Below are 17,722 nucleotides of genomic sequence, written 5' to 3'. Positions count from 1 at the left end.
CCAAATCGGACACGTAACGCATTCGAGACCTAAGCTCTAGAGATGCGTCGCTGACTTGAGTCGTTGAGGTCATCCTCACGGTCCAGCCACCCGCGTGATGTTCAGCATGGGCAATGCCATTCGTTTTTGAGGTACTCGCTTCAATGCTCAGTAAATGGCTAGACCCCGCGCTGTTGTTGCTCACGGCCTTGACGTTGCTGGTGGGGGGCGCTGCGCAGCTTGGGCAAAAACCTGACTGGGCATCACTGTGCTGGGCTGCGGGAAGCGTGGTGATGGCGTTGATCCTGCTCGTCGAGATTGCCCGGCGACTGGCTCGAGGGGAGGCGGGCGTAGACTTGATCGCATTGCTGTCGATAGTCGCCGCGCTGATGTTCCAGCAGACATTGGTCGCAGCGGTGATCGCCTTGATGCTGGCATCCGGGCGGACATTGGAGTTTTTCACCACACAACGCGCCGAACGCGAACTGCGAGCCCTCGTCGACCGCGCCCCACGGACGGCCTGGTTGCAGGAGGAGGGCGGCTTACGCCAGATCCCCGTCGAGCAAATCCAGCCACATCACACACTGCTGGTACGGTTGGGAGAGGTCGTGCCAGTCGACGGCTGTCTTCTCAGTGCGGCAGCCATTCTGGACGAGTCGGCACTGAGCGGTGAGTCGTTGCCTGTCACCCATCGAGAGGGAGAGCAACTGCCCAGTGGGGTATCCAATGTGGGGGCGCCCTTCCTGCTGACGGCCACAAAAACGTCAGCGCAAAGCACCTATGCCGGTATTGTCCGGCTGGCCGAGGCCGCGCGCCGTTCGCGCGCACCTTTTGTGCGACTGGCTGACCGCTATGCGCTGTATTTCATACCGCTGACGTTGCTGATTGCCGCCGTGGCCTGGCAAGTGAGTGGTGATCCCTTGCGAGCATTGGCGGTGCTGGTGGTGGCTACGCCTTGCCCGTTGATTCTGGCGGTCCCCATTTCCATCATGTCTGGCATTTCGAGGGCGGCACGGCGCGGGATCCTGATCAAGGATGGCGCGACGCTGGAAGCACTGGCCGGGGTAAAGCAGATGTTTCTCGACAAGACCGGCACGCTGACCAGCGGCCATGCCCGCCTGCAGTCGATAGAGGTCAACGGGCTGGCCGACCCGGATCGTCTACTGAGCCTGGCCGCCTCGATCGCGCAGGCCTCGACTCACCCCATCTCCCAGGCCATTGTCGACGCGGCGCATCAGCGCCAGTTGCCCCTCAGCGTGCCGCAGGACGTGGAAGAAAACCCGGGCTCGGGGCTTTGTGGGCGGGTCGATGGCGTGCGGGTGCGTTTCGGTACGTTGACTTTTGCGCATGAACAAACCCCTGTGAGCGAATGGGCCTCAGCCATGCTGCGCCACATGGATTACCTGGCGTGCAGTGGCAGCTTCATCGAAGTGGACGGGGCGCTCGCTGGCCTGCTGGTGTTCTCCGACAATGTTCGGCGCGAAACCCCGCAAACCCTGCGTCGGCTGCGCAACAGAGGTATCGAAAGGATTGTCATGCTCACCGGCGATCGCCTGGAAACCGCGCAGATGATTGCGCTGTCAGCCGGGATTGATGAACTGCGTGCCGGGTTGACCCCTGAAGAAAAAGTGCGTGCTGTTCAGCAAGGTTGCCTGCGCGCCAGCACGCTGATGGTCGGCGACGGCATCAACGACGCCCCCGCGCTGGCGGCGGCCAACGTCGGTGTGGCCATGGGGGCAGGTGGTGCCACCGCTTCCGCACAAGCCGCGGGTGTCGTCCTGCTGGTGGATCGCCTGGATCGTCTGGTCGAGGCGCTGGACATTGCCCGCCGCACCCGCTACATCGCCCGCCAGGGGGTGCTGGTCGGGATGGGCCTGTCGTTGCTGGCGATGGTGGTGGCGGCCCACGGTTACCTGCCGCCATTGATTGGCGCCGTGGTGCAGGAGGGCATCGACGTGGTGATCATCCTTAACGCCTTGCGGGCACTGGGGCCATCGTGGGGGCGCAGGAAACGCAAGCTGAGCGCCGAGCACATCGATCACCTGCAAGACGAACACCAGCAACTCTCCACGGTGCTGAGCGATCTGCACCAGATGGCCAGCGACTTTGCCAAGCGCCCGTTTGCGCAAGCACAGGCCGACTTGCAGGCACTGGTCGACAAGCTGCAGACATCACTGGCGCAGCATGAACACGAAGATGAAAGCGCACTGTACCCGCTGCTGACGCGAAGCATGCCAGGCGAGGACCCGATGGCGGCCATGAGCCACGCTCACCGGGAGATTTTTCGTCTTATCCATTTGCTGGCGCGCATGAGCCGAGACTTTCGTTCCGACCCTGCGACGACGTCAGCTGATGAGGTTCAACACCAGCTGATTCGGCTCGACACCCTCGTGCAATTGCACTTCGAGCAGGAGGAAGAGCTGTTTCGTTTTCTGGATTGGCGCTAGTGGTTGAGCGGGTAGGCTGAACTCAGAGCATTTTCCTGTGCACCGGCCACAAGGTGCATGGACACGACCGGCTGCTGGTTATCCATGGAGGGGATTTCAAAACTGCCCACAATCTGAAGCTGTCGCTCGCCCAACCCGGTCGCCTCCAACTCTTTTGCCTTGGCCATTCTCGCGTGGTTCGCTGCGATTTCATTGAGAGTTGACACGTTACATCTCCGGTGACTGACCAAGCGTTTCGCTGGAGTCCTTAAGCATTAGTTTGAGGTGCTGCCGTGTCAGAATTATGTCATTCCGGGCAGCGACGCTCCGCCTGTGCAAGCCGTAAGCCAGACACGGTCATGAATTGCACCCCGTGTTTTGCTTTGCGACGAAAGGTTGTACAACGCCTGTGGCCCGGCTATTTCCGTTACTTGATGAACCATCCCTTTGAGTGTTCGACCGTTGACGGTTTGCAATCCATGGCTACAAGGGACGTTATGTTGACGGTAGCAGACGGCCGGGGAGTTGCCAGAAAGCCCAAACCTTTCAGATTGGGCTGTTTCAGGCGTGCAACAGACGGGTGATGTCACTGGTCCTTTTCGCAATTGACCATCCACGACACACCATACTTGTCGACCAGCATGCCGAAGCGTGCCGCCCAGAAAGTGGCGTCCAGTGGCATTTCCACTGTGCCGCCATCGGCCAGCGCCTTAAACACCCGCTCGGCTTCGGCGATGCTGTCGACATTCAGCGAGATCGAGCAGCCGCTCATGCCTTGGGTAGGGCGGTCGGGCGTGGTATCTGAAGCCATCAGCATCTGATCGCCGACCTTCAGGCAGGTGTGGATGATCAGGTGATGATGGTCTTTCGGGACGTGCTCGGCGGCAGGTGTTTCGCCGAAGGCCATCATCGCTTCGATTTTGCCTTGCAGGCATTGCTCGTAGAAGGTGAAAGCGGCTTTGCAGTCGCCGTTGAAGATGAGGTAGGGATTGATTTTCATGGTGCTGCTCCCGGTCAATGAAGGTGCACAACGGTTCGGACATCGCTTGGCGCGATGAATTCTGATGTTCTGACCGGGGACAGCAAAGCGCTAAAACGCGGCGGCTGCCTGAATATTGTTAGATGTTTTTTCGATAGATCGGCTGATGCTTATCGCCTCGCCCGTGCGCCTTGGCGCGAGCAGGCGTTCGATGGCACCGCCCACCAGGTTCTCCAGCAATTCATTGTGCTCGTGCTCATCCAGGGCATGAGTGGTCAGCCAACTGGGCGCACTGTTGAGCAGTGAGGCAATGGCGTGCCCGGCCGCCAGTTGGCCGGATTCACTGAAGCGCGAGCGTGCGCCGAGCACCACCAGCAACGTGCGTTCGTATTGCTCGCGCAACTGCCGGACCCGTGCCTGCTGCTCTTCATTCAGGCAGCCGCTGTCGCGTTCCACCAGGCGAAAATGCCACGGCATGTCGCGGTGCAAATTGAGGTGCGTGCGAATCAGGTTGTTGAGTCGGTCGCGTTTGGCCGGCGCCTTTTGCGGGATGCGCCCCAGCGTCGCCAGCAACTCTTCGTAGAATTCTTCGATGAGGTCCAGCAACAGGTGCTGTTTGCTCGGGTAATGGTGATACAACGAGCCCGGGGAAAGCCCCAGGCACGTCGCGAGCTCACGCATGCCGACCTGACCGAAGCCCTTGCAGGCGAACAGTTCCAGCACTTTGTCGCGGTATTCGGCGAAACGCGAGCAACGCTCAGGCATAGGCATGGAAGCCGCGCCCCGTTTTGCGTCCCAGGTAACCGGCGGCCACCATTTCCTTGAGCAGCGGCGCCGGCCGATATTTGCTGTCGTTGAAGCCTTCGTAGAACGCTTCCATGATCGCCAGCAGGGTGTCGAGGCCGATCAGGTCGGCCAGCGCCAACGGGCCGATGGGCTGGTTGCAGCCTAGGCGCATGCCGGCGTCAATGTCTTCGGCGCTGGCCAGGCCTTCCTGAAACACCAGGATCGCTTCGTTGATCATCGGCACCAGAATCCGGTTGACCACAAACCCCGGGCGGTTGCCGGCGGTGATCGCGGTTTTGCCCAGGGTGGTGGCCATGTCCAGCGCCAGTGCGTGGGTAGCGTCACTGGTCTGCAGGCCGCGAATGACTTCGATGAGCCCCATCACCGGCACCGGGTTGAAGAAGTGCAGGCCGATGAAACGCTCAGGCTGGCTGACACTGGCGGCAAGCTGGGTGATCGACAGCGACGAGGTGTTGGACGCGATCACGCAATCAGCGCTGACCTGCGCGGCAATCTGTTGCAGCACCCGCAGTTTCAGGTCGAGATTTTCGGTGGCGGCTTCGATCACCAGCTGCGCGTTGTGCAGGCTGCTGTAATCGGTGCTGGTGCGAATCTTGTCGAGGGCGAGGTTTTTCTGTTCGGTGGTCAGGGTGTCCTTGGCGATCTGTCGATCAAGGTTTTTGCCGACCGTCGCGAGGGCTTTTTGCAAAGCGCTTTCGCTGATGTCGAGCAAGGTCACGTTGAAGCCGGCGAGGGCGCACACTTGCGCGATGCCGTTGCCCATGGTGCCAGCGCCGATCACGCCAATGTTTTGCAGATTCATGTTGCCGTCCTTCCGATAAACCCTGCGATACCTTGGCCGACGGGGCGGCCGAAAGCGTACTATTGCCGCGAGTCTAGAACCGGCAGGGCGGTTGTTCTATGCCGAAACTGTTCAACGGGACTGATGTTTTTTGCCATTTCGGGTGATCGGGAGAGAGGCGTTCACATGCGGGAAAAGGATTCAGTGGCCGCCTACTTCGTGCAGGCAATGATCCATGGGCTGGCGGACGATCCGCAGCGTGTGCGTGGCGTGCTGGAACAGGCCGGCATCGATCCCGCCGTGATGCAGCAGCCGTCGGCGCGGGTGCCGGCCAGTGCCTTTGCAGCGTTGTGGCTGATCCAGATCCGCGAGCTCAATGACGAGTTCTTCGGCCTTGATTCCCACGGCATGCCGCCGGGGGCTTTTGCGCTGATTTGCCGGGCATTGATTCAGGAACCCGACCTGCACAAGGCCATGCGCCAGTGCCTGGCTAATTTCGGCCTGTTCCTGCACGACTTTCGCGGCACGCTGACCGTGCGCGGCAAACGCGCGGTGATCAGCTTGGACACCGATTCACAGCACGTCGATGCCAGTCGTTTCGGCGAAGAAACCTTCCTGGTGCTGATGATCAGTTTGCTCTGTTGGCTGGGCGGCCGGCGCATTCCCATCGACCGCGCGGACTTTCGCCATGAACGCCTGTCGCTGAGCGATGACCGTTTACTGTGGGGACCTAACCTGACCTTCGGTGCCGAGCGCACCGAAATCGAATTCGCCAGCCACTACCTGCGCCTGCCGGTTGTGCAGGACCTGGCCTCGCTGAAAGTATTTTTGCGCACCGCGCCGCAATGGCTGGTGATCCGTTTTCGCAATCAGCATGGTCTGGCGTCGCAAGTGCATCAACGCCTGCGCAACAGCCATTACAGCGAATGGCCGACCCTGCAGGCCTTTGCCCTGGAACAACACCTGAGCCCCAGCACCTTTCGCCGAAAACTGGAACGCGAGGGTTGTTCCTACCAGGAGATAAAGGACGAAGTGCGACGCGCAGTGGCGTTCGAGCAACTTCGCGAAAGCCGCGCGAGCATCAGTGACATCGCCGAGCAATTGGGCTTCCAGGAGCCGAGCGCGTTTCACCGGGCATTCAAGAAGTGGACGGGTGAGAGTCCGGGACGGTATCGGGCGCGCTACCAAACGGGCGATGCGAATTTTCTGACAGAGACTTCTGATTCGCTGCGCAGCTGATGTTTTTGCCAACGCCGGCCTGTACATTCGAAGCCTGCCACCGCGCCTCAACACTGCTGAAACAAGGATTTATTGTTCATGGAACTGGAACCGGTCGACGTCACCGATTGCGCAAAAACAGCTGAAGCTGCCTCCAAACATCCTTCGAGAAACCGCTACGCGCAATTGAGCCAAGGCTTGTTGTGGCTCAATGAGCGTGCCTGGCCGTTGGGCGGCAGCATTTTGCTGATCGCCGGGATTTACCTGTTCCAGTACATCCAGGTGGAAAAAATACCGCTAAGCATCACGTCTTCCGCCGTTGTCGCGGCCTTGCCGGCGATGTTCGCCATGCTGGTGTTCGTGATCGCGATGCTCGGGGCATTGATCGTCATGCCTGCGTTCATCCTGTTTCAACGGTTGAATGATTCCGGCGAACGCTTGAGTGACCACTTGAGTTTCGATCGGGGCAAATCCGGACTGACCCCGCTCCATCGACGTCTGATCTTGCACTGGTTGTATGGGGTGTTGTTGCTGGGCCTTTTCGTCTGGGTGATCGGCGCCTTTGCGGCCTATGGCTATACCAGTGGCGGCTGGATTGTCGGCATGGTGGGCTTGGGGATGCTCACATTATTGGGACATGCGTGGATTATTACCCGCGTATGGAAAACCCGTGTTTCCTTCGAGTTCTGGTTCGCTTGCGTGATGTCGGCCCTGGTGCAGTGGGTCGCGATCCTCAATGTCACGGTGGTGGTCGCACGGAGCGTCAGCGAGTACGTGGATGACGTCTGGCTGTTCTTGCCGTTCATGCTCCTGGAGCTGATTGTGCTGTGGTTGATCCAGTTGGGCGGCGCTTATTTTGTGGTGGTCATGCGGCGCCATGAGCACCCCGTCGCACACGCGGCGCTGGCGGCGATGGTTGTCATCTTTGTAGTGGGGCTCATCCCCCAGGCGAGCGCCAAATTGGCGGGGGTAACCTTGCAATTGCCTTCGTCCGGTGCTCGCAATTGCACGGTGATGACCTGGGCACCCGGCACCCAGTTACTGGGTGCGATCAAGGACCCGGAAAATCCGGGCAGCAGCATTCGGTTGCGTCTGCTGGCCGAGGCGGATGGCATGTACATCGTTCGTCCCTGGCGAACAGTATCCAAAGCCGTGCAGTTCGTCCCCCGAAGCAGCGTGACGGGGATCGACGATTGCGCGCCTGAACCGAAAGCGGAAAACGCAAGCCGCTAAGTCAAGCAGTTCTGGATTGGCCGACATCGGCGCGTGAAGCTCAGGAGTCCTGAGCGCTGCGCGTCGCCGTCGGTCCGGCCATCTGCGACGGTTTGGCTTTCATCAAGCCATCGAGTGCCTGTCGATACCGGGAGCCGCCCAGGCTCATGCTGTTGTTGTGCGTTCCGCCGGGGATCAGCAACAGGCTTTTCGGTGGGTTGGCCGCATTGAACAGTTGCTGGCTGAATCGCGACGGCATGAACTGATCGGCCAGGCCGTGGACCACCAGCAGTGGCATGTCGATGTCGACGATCTTGTCGATGGAATCGAACTTCTGTGACAACAACCAGCGTACCGGCAGCCAGTTCACCGGCAAGTTGTTATCGGCCACTTCCGCCACGGCATCGCCAAGCGAGGTGAAGGTGGACTCGATCACCAGGCCACGGACCGGCACCGAGCCATGATTCTTCTTCGCCTGCGCAGCCAGGTCTGCCGCAAGATCGATGGCCACCGCGCCGCCCAGCGAATGGCCGTAGATCAAGCGCTTGCCAGCATCAGGTTGCATCACCGTGAAACGCTCCCACGCCGCCCGCGCATCTTCGTAGACACTGGCTTCCGACGGCAGATCGCCTTTGCTCTGGCCGAAGCCCCGGTAGTCAATCGCCAATACCGAATAGCCCATGGCGCGTAGCTGCTCGATGCGGAACGCCTGGCCGGTGAGGTTCCAGCGCACACCGTGCAGATAGAGAATCGACGGCGCATCTTTGCGCGCGGCCGGCCACCACCACGCATGCAGGTTCTGCCCGGCCTTGAAACCGGCAGGCTTGATATCGAACGCCTGAACATCCTGCGGCAAGCCGCGATACCAACCCGCCGTGCCCGGTTCGATGCGGAACAGCAACTCGCGTTCCTTGTACTTGAGCGCGCCGCAACCCACAGGCAGACCGACAACCAAAGCCGCCATGCACAACAGTGGCAGCCAGCGTCGACGCAGGCGTGTGAGAAGGGCAGTGGGCATCGGGTGGTCCATGGGTGCAGACATGAAGTTCGCGTTTTAGCAGATGTGCGCCGGGGACGGGAATAATTTCGACTTGTGGGAGGCCGCTCGTCCACCGGGGAGAAAACTCTGGATAAAAAAGATTGAATAATCACATTAAATGTTATTTAAATAACAAAACAAAAAACGCCAGGTTCAAGCCTGGCCAGCCGGATCAAGGTGGGAAAGCAATGAGCAAGATCGCAGTCATCGGCAGCAACATGGTCGACCTGATTACCTACATCGACCGCATGCCGGCCCAGGGCGAGACACTCGAAGCGCCGGGTTTTGCCCTCGGTTGTGGCGGCAAGGGTGCCAATCAGGCAGTGGCGGCGGCCAAGCTCGGGGCGGATGTGCTGATGCTGACCAAGGTCGGCGATGACATGTTTGCCGACAACACCCTCGCCAACTTCCAGCGCTTTGGCATCGACACCCGCCATGTTCAACGGGTGCCCGGAGTGTCCAGCGGCGTGGCACCGATTTTCGTTCAGGCCGACTCCCATAACAGCATCCTCATCGTCAAAGGCGCCAACGCGCATCTCGTCCCGGCGGACATTGATGCTGCCGCGCAGGCGTTGCACGAATGCTCGCTGATCGTCCTGCAACTGGAGATCAACGTCGAAACCGTCTACTACGCCATCGAGTTTGGGCGCGAACACAAGATTCCAGTGCTGCTCAATCCGGCGCCGGCCTTGGCGGGGCTGAGCCGGGAACATTTGGCGCAGCTGGATTTCCTGGTGCCCAACGAATCCGAACTGGCACTGATCACCGGCCAGGTCGTGGATTCGCCGGCGTCAGCGCGCGACGCCGCGCAGACCCTGGTCAGCAGCGGTATTCGTCACGTCATCGTGACCCTCGGCCAGCAGGGCGCGCTGTATGTCGGCGAGGAAGGCGAATTCCAGATCCCCGGTCTGCGGGTGGCCGCCCGTGACACCACCGGCGCAGGGGACGCATTCATCGGTTGCTTCGTCCATCACTGGAGCCGCGACCGTGACATCCGCGCCGCGATGACCCAGGCCGTGGCGTATTCAGCCTGCTCGGTTACGGGGCTCGGCACCCAGACGTCCTACCCGGACGCCCCCGCATTCGCGCAATTCCAGCGCAGCTTCGGCGTCCCGACGACGGAGTGATTCAACGGCTGCACTTTTCCCAAGCTCACCACGGAGAACAACAATGACAAAGCCTCCGCTCCAACAGACGCCCGACGGTTTCTACCTCAATCGCACGCCCTGGTTCGCCTTCATCCTGCTGTGCAGCATCTTCGCGCTGTGGGCGGCGGCCGCGAGCATGAACGACGTGCTCATCGCGCATTTCAAAAAAGCGTTCCTGCTCAGCGATTTCCAGACCGCATTCGTGCAGTCGGCGTTTTACCTAGGCTATTTCTTCGTGGCGATTCCAGCCGCGCTGGTGGTCCGCCGTTTCAGCTACAAGACCACCATCCTGATCGGCTTGATGCTGTACATGTTCGGCTGCCTGTTGTTTTTCCCGGCGGCGTCCACCGCCAAGTACGGCATGTTCCTGCTGGCGCTGTTCGTGATCGCGGCCGGGCTGTCTTTTCTGGAAACCGCCTGCAACACCTATTCGACATTGATGGGGCCACGGGAAACCGGCACCCGTCGCCTGAATATTTCGCAGACGTTCCACCCGTTCGGTGCGATGGCCGGGGTGTACGTCGGCAGTTTCGTGATGTTCAAGGACACGGACGCGACCCACGAGCAACTGACTCAGATGAGCGCTGCGGACGCAGCGATCCAGCAACTGCAGATGATCCAGTCCACGTTGCTGCCATACAAATGGATGATTGCGGTGCTGGTGCTGATGTTTATTTTGATCGCCATCACCCGCTTTCCCGCCTGCAAGGGCAACCAGCCCGTCAGCAAGAAAACCACGCGCTTGAGTGAAAGCCTGTCGCGGTTACGCCGCAATCCGCGTTTCACCTTTGGTGTGCTGGCGCAATTTCTGTATGTCGGTGCCCAGGTCGGTGTGTGGAGCTTCACCATTCGCCTGGCCATGCAATTGGGTGGCATGAACGAGCGCAGCGCTTCGTGGTTCCTGCTGACCACTTTCGCCGCGTACTTCGTCGGCAAGCTGATCGCCAACGTACTGATGCGCAAACTGCACCCGGCCAAGGTACTCGCGGTATACGGCGTGCTGTGCATCCTGTTGCTGGCCTACACCATCCTGGTACCGAACATCACGGCCGTGTATGCGGCGGTGGGTGTGAGCGTGTTCCTCGGTCCCTGCTGGCCCACCATCTACGGCCTTACCATCGACGGATTGGGCGAAGACACCGGTGTCGGCGGTTCGCTGCTGGTGATGAGTATCGTCGGTGGCGGGGTGATTCCGATCTTCCAGGGTCTGCTGTCGGACTACAGCGGCGGCAACATGCAACTGGCCTATAGCGTGCCGCTGCTGTGCTTCATCGTGATCGTGACCTACGCGGTGCGCTGCCTCAAACACGCCGAGAGCGAGCGGGAGCCGGTCGGCGCGGTGGCTGCATCATGAACACGCGGATCAATCTCTATCCGTCGCTGTTTGGCGAAGCACGCAGAACCTTGTTGCAGTCCGAGTCCTTCAAGGTCAGCGCCTGGGTGTATCCCAGTGGTGTGCTGGCCGTGGAGTTGGCGAACAGGCGCGGGCATCTGGTGGTGTTGCCGTATCAGGGGCAGATGATCTGGTCTGCCGTGTTCGACGGTTGCGACCTGACCATGAAAAACCTGTTCAGCCAACCCCGGCCAAGCCCGACAGTGATCGGTACCTACGGCTGTTTCATGTTTCACAGTGGTCTGCTGCGCAATGGCTGTCCGAGCCCGCAAGACGATCACCCGCTGCACGGCGAGATGCCTTGCGCGGCCATGGACCATGCCTGGCTGGAGGTGGGTGACGACAGCGCCGGCCCCTACCTGCGCCTGGGCGGCGATTGCGAATACGTGCAAGGTTTTGGCGATCGCTATCGGGCGAACCCGAGCGTGACGCTGCGTGGCGATTCAGGGTTGTTCGATATCGACATGCAGGTGACCAACCTGGCGGCCAAACCGATGGACCTGATGTACATGGCGCACATGAATTACGCCTACGTCGAAGGCGGCCGATTCATCGAACCTCTGGGTGTCGAACGTGTGCGCTTGCGCAGCAGCATTCCGGCCCATGTAAAGCCGACGCCAGCCTGGAGTGCTTACATGGATCAGTTGGCGCCCGAGCCTGAACAGTTTCAGTGCCTGGAGCGCCCGGCACTCTACGATCCGGAAATCGTGTTCTTCTTCGACGGCGTGCGTGCCGACGCGTCTGGTCATGCGCATTTTCTGTTGAGTCGTCCGGATGGCGGGGCGTTCTACACCGGCTATCGACCCGACCAGTTCGAGCATGCGGCGCGCTGGATTTTGCACAACGCCGATCAACAGGTGGCGGCGTTCGTGCTGCCCTCTACCTGCGAGCCGGAAGGCTATCGGGCGGAATCCGCCAAGGGCCATGTGCGCTCGTTGGCGGCGGGGGACACGGCGGCGTTCAGCGTCATCACCGGTTACCTCAGCGCCACGGAGCAACAAGCCCTGGTCAGATGATCAACTGCGCACCGCTGGCGGTAATGGTGTCGCGGTAGGCCTTGGGAATTTTCTTGTCACTGACGACGTAGTGGAAGTCCTCCAGCGTCGCGAAATGTGCAGTGCGCACGGTGTCGAACTTGCTGTGATCGGCCAGCAGCATCCGCTGTTGAGCCTGGCGCAAGACTTTCTGCTTGACCTCCACTTCATTGAAATTGAAGCAGGTCACGCCGAAGTCCTGGCTGATTCCGGCGGCCGAAACAAAGGCCCAGGTCAGGCGCACGCCATCGAGAATGCCGAGCTCGCTCTGGTTCTCGAACACCTGGTTTTTGCGGTGGAACGTACCGCCGCACACCACGATATTGCAGTTGGGCTTTTGCGAGAGTTTGAGCAGGACGTTCAGGGAGTTGCACACGGCGGTGAACTCCAGTTCGTCGGGAATGAAGTCCACCACGAACGGCGTGGTGGTGCCGCAATCGAAAAATACCGTGTCGCCAGGCTTGATGAAACCGGCGGCCAGTTTTCCGATCCGGCGTTTTTCCTCGACGTGCCGGGTGTCCTGTTCGGCCACGCGGTAATCGCTGGGTTCGTTGCCATCGTGGATTTTGGTGATGTAGCCGCCGAGCAGGCGCAAGTGGTCGGTGTACTTGCTCAGGTCGCGGCGCAGGGTCATCTCCGAAACGTCGAGCAAGGCGGCCATTTCACGCAGGTGAATGGCGCTCTGATCTTGCAGGGCTTGTTGAATAAGCTTGAGGCGCTCGGCTTTTTTACTGTCCACAGGCATTCCGGGGTTGATTGTTGATGTTAAATAAGTAACATTATTTGTTAAATTTGTAACGTTTTTGCGCGATTGATCCTCGATTGTGGCGCAGGGGCATTTGAATACACAAACAGGAGTTTTTGCGATGGCACACCTCGAACCTCAGGCACTGGCGCAATTTATCGATCATACCTTGCTGGCGCCCGACGCTTCTCGCGAGCAAATCGCAACCCTGTGCCGTGAGGCGCAAGAGCACGGCTTCTATTCGGTGTGCGTGAACTCCGGGCAAGTGCCCCATGCGTCGCAGTGCCTGGCCGGGCAAAACGTCAAAGTGGTTGCGGTAGTCGGCTTTCCCTTGGGGGCCGGGCTCAGCGACAGCAAAGCCTTCGAGGCCGAGCGGGCAATTGCCGCCGGAGCGGGGGAGATCGACATGGTGTTGAACATCGGTTGGTTGAAGGACGGTATGTTCGATCAGGTTCACAGCGACATCGCGCGGGTCAAACAGGCCTGTGGCAGCGTACCGCTGAAGGTCATCCTCGAAACCTGTCTGCTCAACGACGCTGAAAAAGTGAAGGCCTGCGAGATTTGCCGTGAGCTGAACGTCGCGTTCGTCAAGACCTCCACCGGGTTCAGCCGCAGCGGCGCCACCGTGGACGACGTGGCGCTGATGCGTCGCACAGTGGGCGCCGGGGTGGGCGTGAAGGCCTCGGGCGGGGTGCGCGACTACCCGACCGCGCTGGCGATGATCGAAGCGGGTGCCACACGCCTGGGCACCAGCTCTGGCATCGCCATCATCAGCGGCGCGCAGGCGGCGGGCGACGGTTACTGAACAACGCTCAGGACAATCTTGCCGATGTGATCGCCGGCCTCCATTCGGGCATGGGCCAGCGATGCATCGGTCAGCGGGTACACCTGGTCGATCATCGGCAGGCAACGACCGGCCGCCAACACTGGCCAAACGTGCTCGCGCAATTGTTGCGCGATCGCGGCTTTTTCCTCGCGGGTGCGCGAGCGCAGCAGCGAACCGGTGACAATGGCGCGTTTAGCCATGATCGCCAGCAGGTCGATCTCATTGGCCACCGCGCCGCCGAGGAAACCGAGCATCACCAGCCGGCCTTCGAGGGCCAGGGCCGTGACGTTACTGTTCAGGTACGACCCGCCCATGATGTCGAGAATCACATCGACGCCGCGGCCCGCGGTTTTATCGGCAATAACCTGGGCGAAGTCCTGTTCGCGATAGTTGATCGCTTCGGCCCCCAGTTCGCCAATCACCGCACATTTTTCCGCGCTGCCCGCTGTCGCGAAAGCCTCGATGCCGAACTCGCGGCAGAGCATCAACGCGGTGGTGCCGATGCCGCTGGTACCACCGTGAATCAGCGCGCGCTGGCCTTTGCGGGCGCCGCCCATTTCGAACAGGTTGGCCCATACGGTGAAGAAGGTTTCCGGGATCGCCGCAGCCTGTACCCAGTTCATGCCAGCGGGGATCGGCAGGGTCTGGCTGGCCGGGACTGCGCAATACTGCGCGTAGCCACCGCCATTGGTCAGCGCACAGACTTTGTCGCCGATGACGAATTCGCTGACACCGGCGCCGACGGCGACCACTTCACCCGCCACTTCCAGCCCCGGGATCGGGTTCATGCCGGGTTTCATCGGGTATTTGCCGGCACGTTGCAACACATCCGGGCGATTGACCCCGGCGGCGTGCACGCGTATCAGCACTTCGCCGGCACCTGCCGTGGGCACGGGCACCTGACGTGGTTGCAGGACTTCGGGGGCACCGGGCTCGTCAATTTCAATCTGAGTCATGGTCTGGGGAAGAGACATGTTGGATACCTTTGGGGATGGGGAGTGATTTTTCATGCGGTGGTGGGTCGGGTGCAGGCATGTTCATTGGGTTGGGCCAGCAGGCGCATCGCCAGTTCCAGCAACAGCGCGACAACAATTGCCCCGGCCGCGATCACGAACATCAACTCGTGGTGCCCGCCACTGGCATTGAACAATGCCGAATAAGCAAACCCGGCGATTGCCTGGAACGTGGCAAAGGAAACGGTGGCGCGGCTCCAGGCGATCTGCTGCTGACGGTGCTCGGGGATCAGCTCATGAACCCGTGCCAATGCCAGGGGCACAATGCCCGGCGGAAAGGAACCGATGATCACGGCGAGCAATGCCAGGGCGGTGAATGAACTGGACATCGACAACAGGCCGACCGCGATTGCCTGCACCCCCAGCACGAGACGAATGCCTCGCTTGGCCCCGAGGTGATCCGCCAAAAAACCATAACTGACCGGGCCGATAATGGCGCCAATGCCATACATCACCCAAATCAGCGCCCCGAGGTGTTGCCCGGCGCCGAGCCCGCGAGTCACGTAGTCCACCAGAAACATCATCGCTGGCACCAGGCCCGTCGCCATGAACGCGTATTGGGCAAACAGCAGATACACACCGGGAGGGGTGGTGGCCTTGATCGGCGGCGCCGCTGCTTCAGGTACTGCAGTCGACGGCCAGCCGAACCAGCTTGCCGCCGTCAAAATCAGCGCCAACAGACCGAGGCCGAGCCAGGTTTGCTGTAACCCCAGGCTCAGCAGAGGCGGAACAACGGTCCCCGAGCCGGCAATGCCCAACCCGAGGCCGAGAAAAATTGCGCCACTGGCCAAGCCTTTGCGCGAGGCCGGTACGTGGGGCAGTACGGTGGCTGCGACCAACACCATGATCGCTCCTCCGGCAATGCCGGACAGCAAGCGCCAACCGAAGAACCAACTGACCGAGAGCGGAAAGGCGCACGCGAAAAACGACATCGTCACCGCGAGCATCATCCATCGCAGCGCGGTTTTGTTCGATGTAGCACGGGCGAGCGGGCGACCCGTCAGCGCGCCGAGCAGGTAGCCCACCAAGTTGGCGGCGCCGAGGTACACCACGTCGCTGGCGGAAAACCAATGGGCCTGGATCAATGAAGGGATGAGCGGCGTGTAGGCAAAACGCGCCAGGCCAATACTGACCAGACTGGCGCACAGGCCGGCAAAGATCGGCAGCCAGAAGCCTTGGCGGGGAGGGGTGGAGGCGTTGAGCATGAGAGCTCTCCTGCAGGATTTCCAATGGCCCCCAGCTTATCCACAACTTGCGTTGCATTAACGCAGCGAATTCGCGCTATTGTGATGCAAATATGCATCACTGGAGAGCCCTATGAATTGGGATGACGCACGGGTGTTTCTGGCGGTTTGTCGCGAGTCGACGCTCAGGGGCGCGGCACGGGTGCTGGGGGTCGATCAGGCGACGGTCGGGCGGCGCATCACCGCGCTGGAAAAGTCCTTGAGCGCGACGCTGTTCCTGCGTACCTCCGAGGGGTACGCGTTGACGGCTGTCGGTGAAGCGGCGTTGAAGGCCGTGGAGAAAATGGAGCATTCGGCGCTGGAGCTGGAGCGGCGTATACAGGGGCTGGATGATCGGCTGACCGGCACGGTGCGGGTGACCACCACCGACACCCTGGCCATCGATTTTTTGATCCCGGCCATTGCTCGATTGCATCAGCGACACCCGGACGTGCGGGTGCAACTGGATGCCTCGACGCAAATACTCAGCCTGGCCAAGCGTGAGGCCGATATCGCGGTGCGCAATACCCGACCGGACAACCCGGACCTGATCGCCCGGCGGATTGCCCGTTGGCCGTTGGGATTGTTTGCTTCGCACGCCTACGTCGAGGCGCATGGGATCCCGGAACCCGGGACGGCGTTCGACGGGCATGATCTGGCGGTGTATCAACCGTATCTGCAAAGCGGCAAGGACATGGTGCTGGTCGGCGAGCCGATTGGGCGTGGGCGCATCGTCTCGAGTCTGAGTTCCAGCCTGCTGGTGCGGCGGTCCATTGCCGCGGGGATCGGAATAGGGGAGGTTCCCATCCACATGGGTGAGTTGGACGGGCTGGTCAGGCTCTGGCCGCAGCGGACGAATCCGGTGCCGTATGACATCTGGCTGGTGACCCACGCCGATTTGCGGCATACCGCCAGGGTGCGGGTGGTGATTGACGAGATTGTTGCGGGGTTTGCCGGGACGGGTGAATAAAAGATCGCAGCCTCGGGGAGCGAGGCTGCGATCTCTTCGGTTACGGCATTTCAGGCAGTTCCTGCGGGCGCAGGTCGAACACCAGTACTTCGGCATCCACGCCGTTGTTCAAGGTCAGCACCTGTTCTTTGCGAACCCGCACGCCGTCGCCTTCCTGCAACGGCATGCCGTTGAGTTCGACACTGCCGCGTGCCACATGCACGTAGGCATAGCGGTCGGCGGCCAGTTCCAGGGTGGCGCTTTCCTTGCCGTCGATCAGGGCGGCATACACCCGCGCATCCTGGCGCACCTTCAGCGAACCCTTGGCGCCGTCGGGCGAGATGATCAATTGCAGGCGACCGCGTTTTTTCTGCGTGCTGAAGTGCTCTTGCTGGTAGCGCGGTTTGGCGCCACTGACCTGCGGCACGATCCAGATTTGCAGAAAGTGCACGGGCCGGGTGTCCGAATGGTTGTATTCACTGTGGGCCACGCCGCTGCCGGCGCTCATCAGTTGCACGTCACCGGGGCGAATCACCGAACCGGTGCCCAGGGTGTCCTTGTGTTCCAGCGCGCCTTCGAGCACATAGGAAAAAATCTCCATGTCGCGATGCGGGTGCTGGCCGAACCCTTTGCCGGCGGCGACGCGGTCATCGTTGATCACCAGCAGGTCGGAAAAACCCTGTTCTTTCGGGTTGCGGTAGTTGGCGAAGGAAAAGGTGTGGAACGACTTCAACCAGCCATGGTTGGCCATGCCACGATCAGAAGCTTTGCGAAGGGTCAGCATGATGGATTCTCCTGCGGGGACGTTGATTCGTCCGGGTGAGAAGAAGGTTAATGGTTACCCGTCGATGCAATAAGTAGATGAAAATTGAAATACTGTCTCGCTTGGGTTGACAGTAATGAGTGGATTCAATCGCCGATTGCATCAGATACGGCCATAATGAACGGCA

General features: G+C 60.6%; 17 protein-coding genes. 8 read left to right on the top strand and 9 right to left on the bottom strand.

Going from position 1 to position 17,722, the window contains the following annotated elements; genetic code table 11:
- Nucleotides 1-143: 143 nt before the first annotated feature.
- A complete protein-coding gene (locus tag BVK86_RS07250) occupies nucleotides 144-2,426 on the top strand; it encodes a heavy metal translocating P-type ATPase (RefSeq protein WP_075945786.1) in 2,283 nt (760 codons plus the stop codon).
- Here the strand turns inward: BVK86_RS07250 and BVK86_RS07245 are convergent.
- From BVK86_RS07245 to BVK86_RS07230, 4 genes are all read right to left on the bottom strand, one after another.
- Nucleotides 2,423-2,632, bottom strand: a complete 210-nt coding sequence (locus BVK86_RS07245; RefSeq protein ID WP_075945785.1) for a hypothetical protein — start codon at nucleotides 2,630-2,632, stop codon at nucleotides 2,423-2,425. The two genes, BVK86_RS07250 and BVK86_RS07245, sit on opposite strands and share 4 nt — an antisense overlap.
- A 359-nt stretch (nucleotides 2,633-2,991) precedes the next feature.
- Complete coding sequence (locus BVK86_RS07240; RefSeq protein ID WP_075945784.1) at nucleotides 2,992-3,405, bottom strand: VOC family protein; 414 nt, start codon at nucleotides 3,403-3,405, stop codon at nucleotides 2,992-2,994.
- Between the two features lie 90 nt (nucleotides 3,406-3,495).
- Complete coding sequence (locus BVK86_RS07235; RefSeq protein ID WP_075945783.1) at nucleotides 3,496-4,155, bottom strand: TetR/AcrR family transcriptional regulator; 660 nt, start codon at nucleotides 4,153-4,155, stop codon at nucleotides 3,496-3,498.
- A complete protein-coding gene (locus tag BVK86_RS07230) occupies nucleotides 4,142-4,993 on the bottom strand; it encodes a 3-hydroxybutyryl-CoA dehydrogenase (protein ID WP_075945782.1) in 852 nt (283 codons plus the stop codon). Before BVK86_RS07230 ends, BVK86_RS07235 begins: the two co-directional genes overlap by 14 nt.
- A 165-nt stretch (nucleotides 4,994-5,158) precedes the next feature.
- On the opposite strand from BVK86_RS07230, the gene BVK86_RS07225 reads away from it, so the two are divergent.
- Complete coding sequence (locus BVK86_RS07225; RefSeq protein ID WP_075945781.1) at nucleotides 5,159-6,211, top strand: AraC family transcriptional regulator; 1,053 nt, start codon at nucleotides 5,159-5,161, stop codon at nucleotides 6,209-6,211.
- A 78-nt stretch (nucleotides 6,212-6,289) separates the two neighbouring features.
- A complete protein-coding gene (locus BVK86_RS07220; protein WP_083659304.1) occupies nucleotides 6,290-7,423 on the top strand; it encodes a hypothetical protein in 1,134 nt (377 codons plus the stop codon).
- A 40-nt stretch (nucleotides 7,424-7,463) separates the two neighbouring features.
- Here the strand turns inward: BVK86_RS07220 and BVK86_RS07215 are convergent, their stop codons facing one another.
- Nucleotides 7,464-8,420 carry an alpha/beta hydrolase gene (locus BVK86_RS07215; protein ID WP_075945780.1) on the bottom strand — a complete coding sequence of 319 codons (957 nt, stop codon included), beginning with the start codon at nucleotides 8,418-8,420 and terminating at the stop codon, nucleotides 7,464-7,466.
- A 209-nt stretch (nucleotides 8,421-8,629) separates the two neighbouring features.
- Between BVK86_RS07215 and rbsK the strand changes: the two genes are divergently transcribed.
- The 3 genes from rbsK to BVK86_RS07200 are packed head-to-tail and all read left to right on the top strand — an operon-like array spanning nucleotide 8,630 to nucleotide 11,998.
- Nucleotides 8,630-9,568, top strand: coding sequence for a ribokinase (gene rbsK / locus BVK86_RS07210; protein ID WP_075945779.1), 939 nt, complete (start codon nucleotides 8,630-8,632; stop codon nucleotides 9,566-9,568).
- Nucleotides 9,569-9,611: 43 nt separating this feature from the next.
- Entirely contained in the window at nucleotides 9,612-10,943 is a 1,332-nt protein-coding gene (gene fucP / locus BVK86_RS07205; protein WP_075945778.1) for an L-fucose:H+ symporter permease, read from the top strand.
- Nucleotides 10,940-11,998, top strand: coding sequence for an aldose 1-epimerase family protein (locus BVK86_RS07200; protein ID WP_075945777.1), 1,059 nt, complete (start codon nucleotides 10,940-10,942; stop codon nucleotides 11,996-11,998). Before fucP ends, BVK86_RS07200 begins: the two co-directional genes overlap by 4 nt.
- Here BVK86_RS07200 and deoR read toward each other — a convergent pair.
- Nucleotides 11,991-12,755: a DNA-binding transcriptional repressor DeoR gene (gene deoR, locus BVK86_RS07195; protein ID WP_075945776.1), complete on the bottom strand. Its 765-nt coding sequence runs from the start codon at nucleotides 12,753-12,755 to the stop codon at nucleotides 11,991-11,993. The two genes, BVK86_RS07200 and deoR, sit on opposite strands and share 8 nt — an antisense overlap.
- 127 nt (nucleotides 12,756-12,882) lie before the next feature.
- Between deoR and deoC the strand changes: the two genes are divergently transcribed.
- The gene (gene deoC / locus BVK86_RS07190; RefSeq protein WP_075945775.1) at nucleotides 12,883-13,566 is read left to right on the top strand and encodes a deoxyribose-phosphate aldolase; all 684 of its coding nucleotides are present in this window, start codon (nucleotides 12,883-12,885) and stop codon (nucleotides 13,564-13,566) included.
- Here the strand turns inward: deoC and BVK86_RS07185 are convergent.
- The gene (locus tag BVK86_RS07185) at nucleotides 13,560-14,561 is read right to left on the bottom strand and encodes an NAD(P)H-quinone oxidoreductase (protein WP_075945774.1); all 1,002 of its coding nucleotides are present in this window, start codon (nucleotides 14,559-14,561) and stop codon (nucleotides 13,560-13,562) included. The genes deoC and BVK86_RS07185 overlap by 7 nt on opposite strands.
- 32 nt (nucleotides 14,562-14,593) lie before the next feature.
- Nucleotides 14,594-15,805, bottom strand: a complete 1,212-nt coding sequence (locus tag BVK86_RS07180; protein ID WP_075945773.1) for a YbfB/YjiJ family MFS transporter — start codon at nucleotides 15,803-15,805, stop codon at nucleotides 14,594-14,596.
- 112 nt (nucleotides 15,806-15,917) lie between these two features.
- On the opposite strand from BVK86_RS07180, the gene BVK86_RS07175 reads away from it, so the two are divergent.
- Nucleotides 15,918-16,793 carry a LysR family transcriptional regulator gene (locus BVK86_RS07175; RefSeq protein WP_075945772.1) on the top strand — a complete coding sequence of 292 codons (876 nt, stop codon included), beginning with the start codon at nucleotides 15,918-15,920 and terminating at the stop codon, nucleotides 16,791-16,793.
- 40 nt (nucleotides 16,794-16,833) lie between these two features.
- Here BVK86_RS07175 and BVK86_RS07170 read toward each other — a convergent pair whose 3' ends face one another.
- Nucleotides 16,834-17,556 (bottom strand): pirin family protein, encoded by a 723-nt coding sequence (locus BVK86_RS07170; RefSeq protein WP_075945771.1) that lies wholly within the window; start codon nucleotides 17,554-17,556, stop codon nucleotides 16,834-16,836.
- Nucleotides 17,557-17,722: the final 166 nt, after the last annotated feature.

Source organism: Pseudomonas reinekei (genome assembly GCF_001945365.1).
GTDB classification, from domain to species: Bacteria; Pseudomonadota; Gammaproteobacteria; order Pseudomonadales; family Pseudomonadaceae; genus Aquipseudomonas; species Aquipseudomonas reinekei.
This window is presented reverse-complemented; position numbering and strand designations above follow the sequence as displayed.

Coding starts and splice junctions, on each gene's coding strand:
- BVK86_RS07185 (WP_075945774.1), bottom strand. CDS start 14,561: ATGTCTCTTCCCCAGACCATGACTCAGATTGAAATTGACGAGCCCGGT.
- BVK86_RS07220 (WP_083659304.1), top strand. CDS start 6,290: ATGGAACTGGAACCGGTCGACGTCACCGATTGCGCAAAAACAGCTGAA.
- rbsK (WP_075945779.1), top strand. CDS start 8,630: ATGAGCAAGATCGCAGTCATCGGCAGCAACATGGTCGACCTGATTACC.
- BVK86_RS07230 (WP_075945782.1), bottom strand. CDS start 4,993: ATGAATCTGCAAAACATTGGCGTGATCGGCGCTGGCACCATGGGCAAC.
- BVK86_RS07200 (WP_075945777.1), top strand. CDS start 10,940: ATGAACACGCGGATCAATCTCTATCCGTCGCTGTTTGGCGAAGCACGC.
- BVK86_RS07235 (WP_075945783.1), bottom strand. CDS start 4,155: ATGCCTATGCCTGAGCGTTGCTCGCGTTTCGCCGAATACCGCGACAAA.
- deoC (WP_075945775.1), top strand. CDS start 12,883: ATGGCACACCTCGAACCTCAGGCACTGGCGCAATTTATCGATCATACC.
- fucP (WP_075945778.1), top strand. CDS start 9,612: ATGACAAAGCCTCCGCTCCAACAGACGCCCGACGGTTTCTACCTCAAT.
- BVK86_RS07250 (WP_075945786.1), top strand. CDS start 144: ATGCTCAGTAAATGGCTAGACCCCGCGCTGTTGTTGCTCACGGCCTTG.
- BVK86_RS07225 (WP_075945781.1), top strand. CDS start 5,159: ATGCGGGAAAAGGATTCAGTGGCCGCCTACTTCGTGCAGGCAATGATC.
- BVK86_RS07180 (WP_075945773.1), bottom strand. CDS start 15,805: ATGCTCAACGCCTCCACCCCTCCCCGCCAAGGCTTCTGGCTGCCGATC.
- BVK86_RS07170 (WP_075945771.1), bottom strand. CDS start 17,556: ATGCTGACCCTTCGCAAAGCTTCTGATCGTGGCATGGCCAACCATGGC.
- BVK86_RS07240 (WP_075945784.1), bottom strand. CDS start 3,405: ATGAAAATCAATCCCTACCTCATCTTCAACGGCGACTGCAAAGCCGCT.
- BVK86_RS07215 (WP_075945780.1), bottom strand. CDS start 8,420: ATGCCCACTGCCCTTCTCACACGCCTGCGTCGACGCTGGCTGCCACTG.
- BVK86_RS07175 (WP_075945772.1), top strand. CDS start 15,918: ATGAATTGGGATGACGCACGGGTGTTTCTGGCGGTTTGTCGCGAGTCG.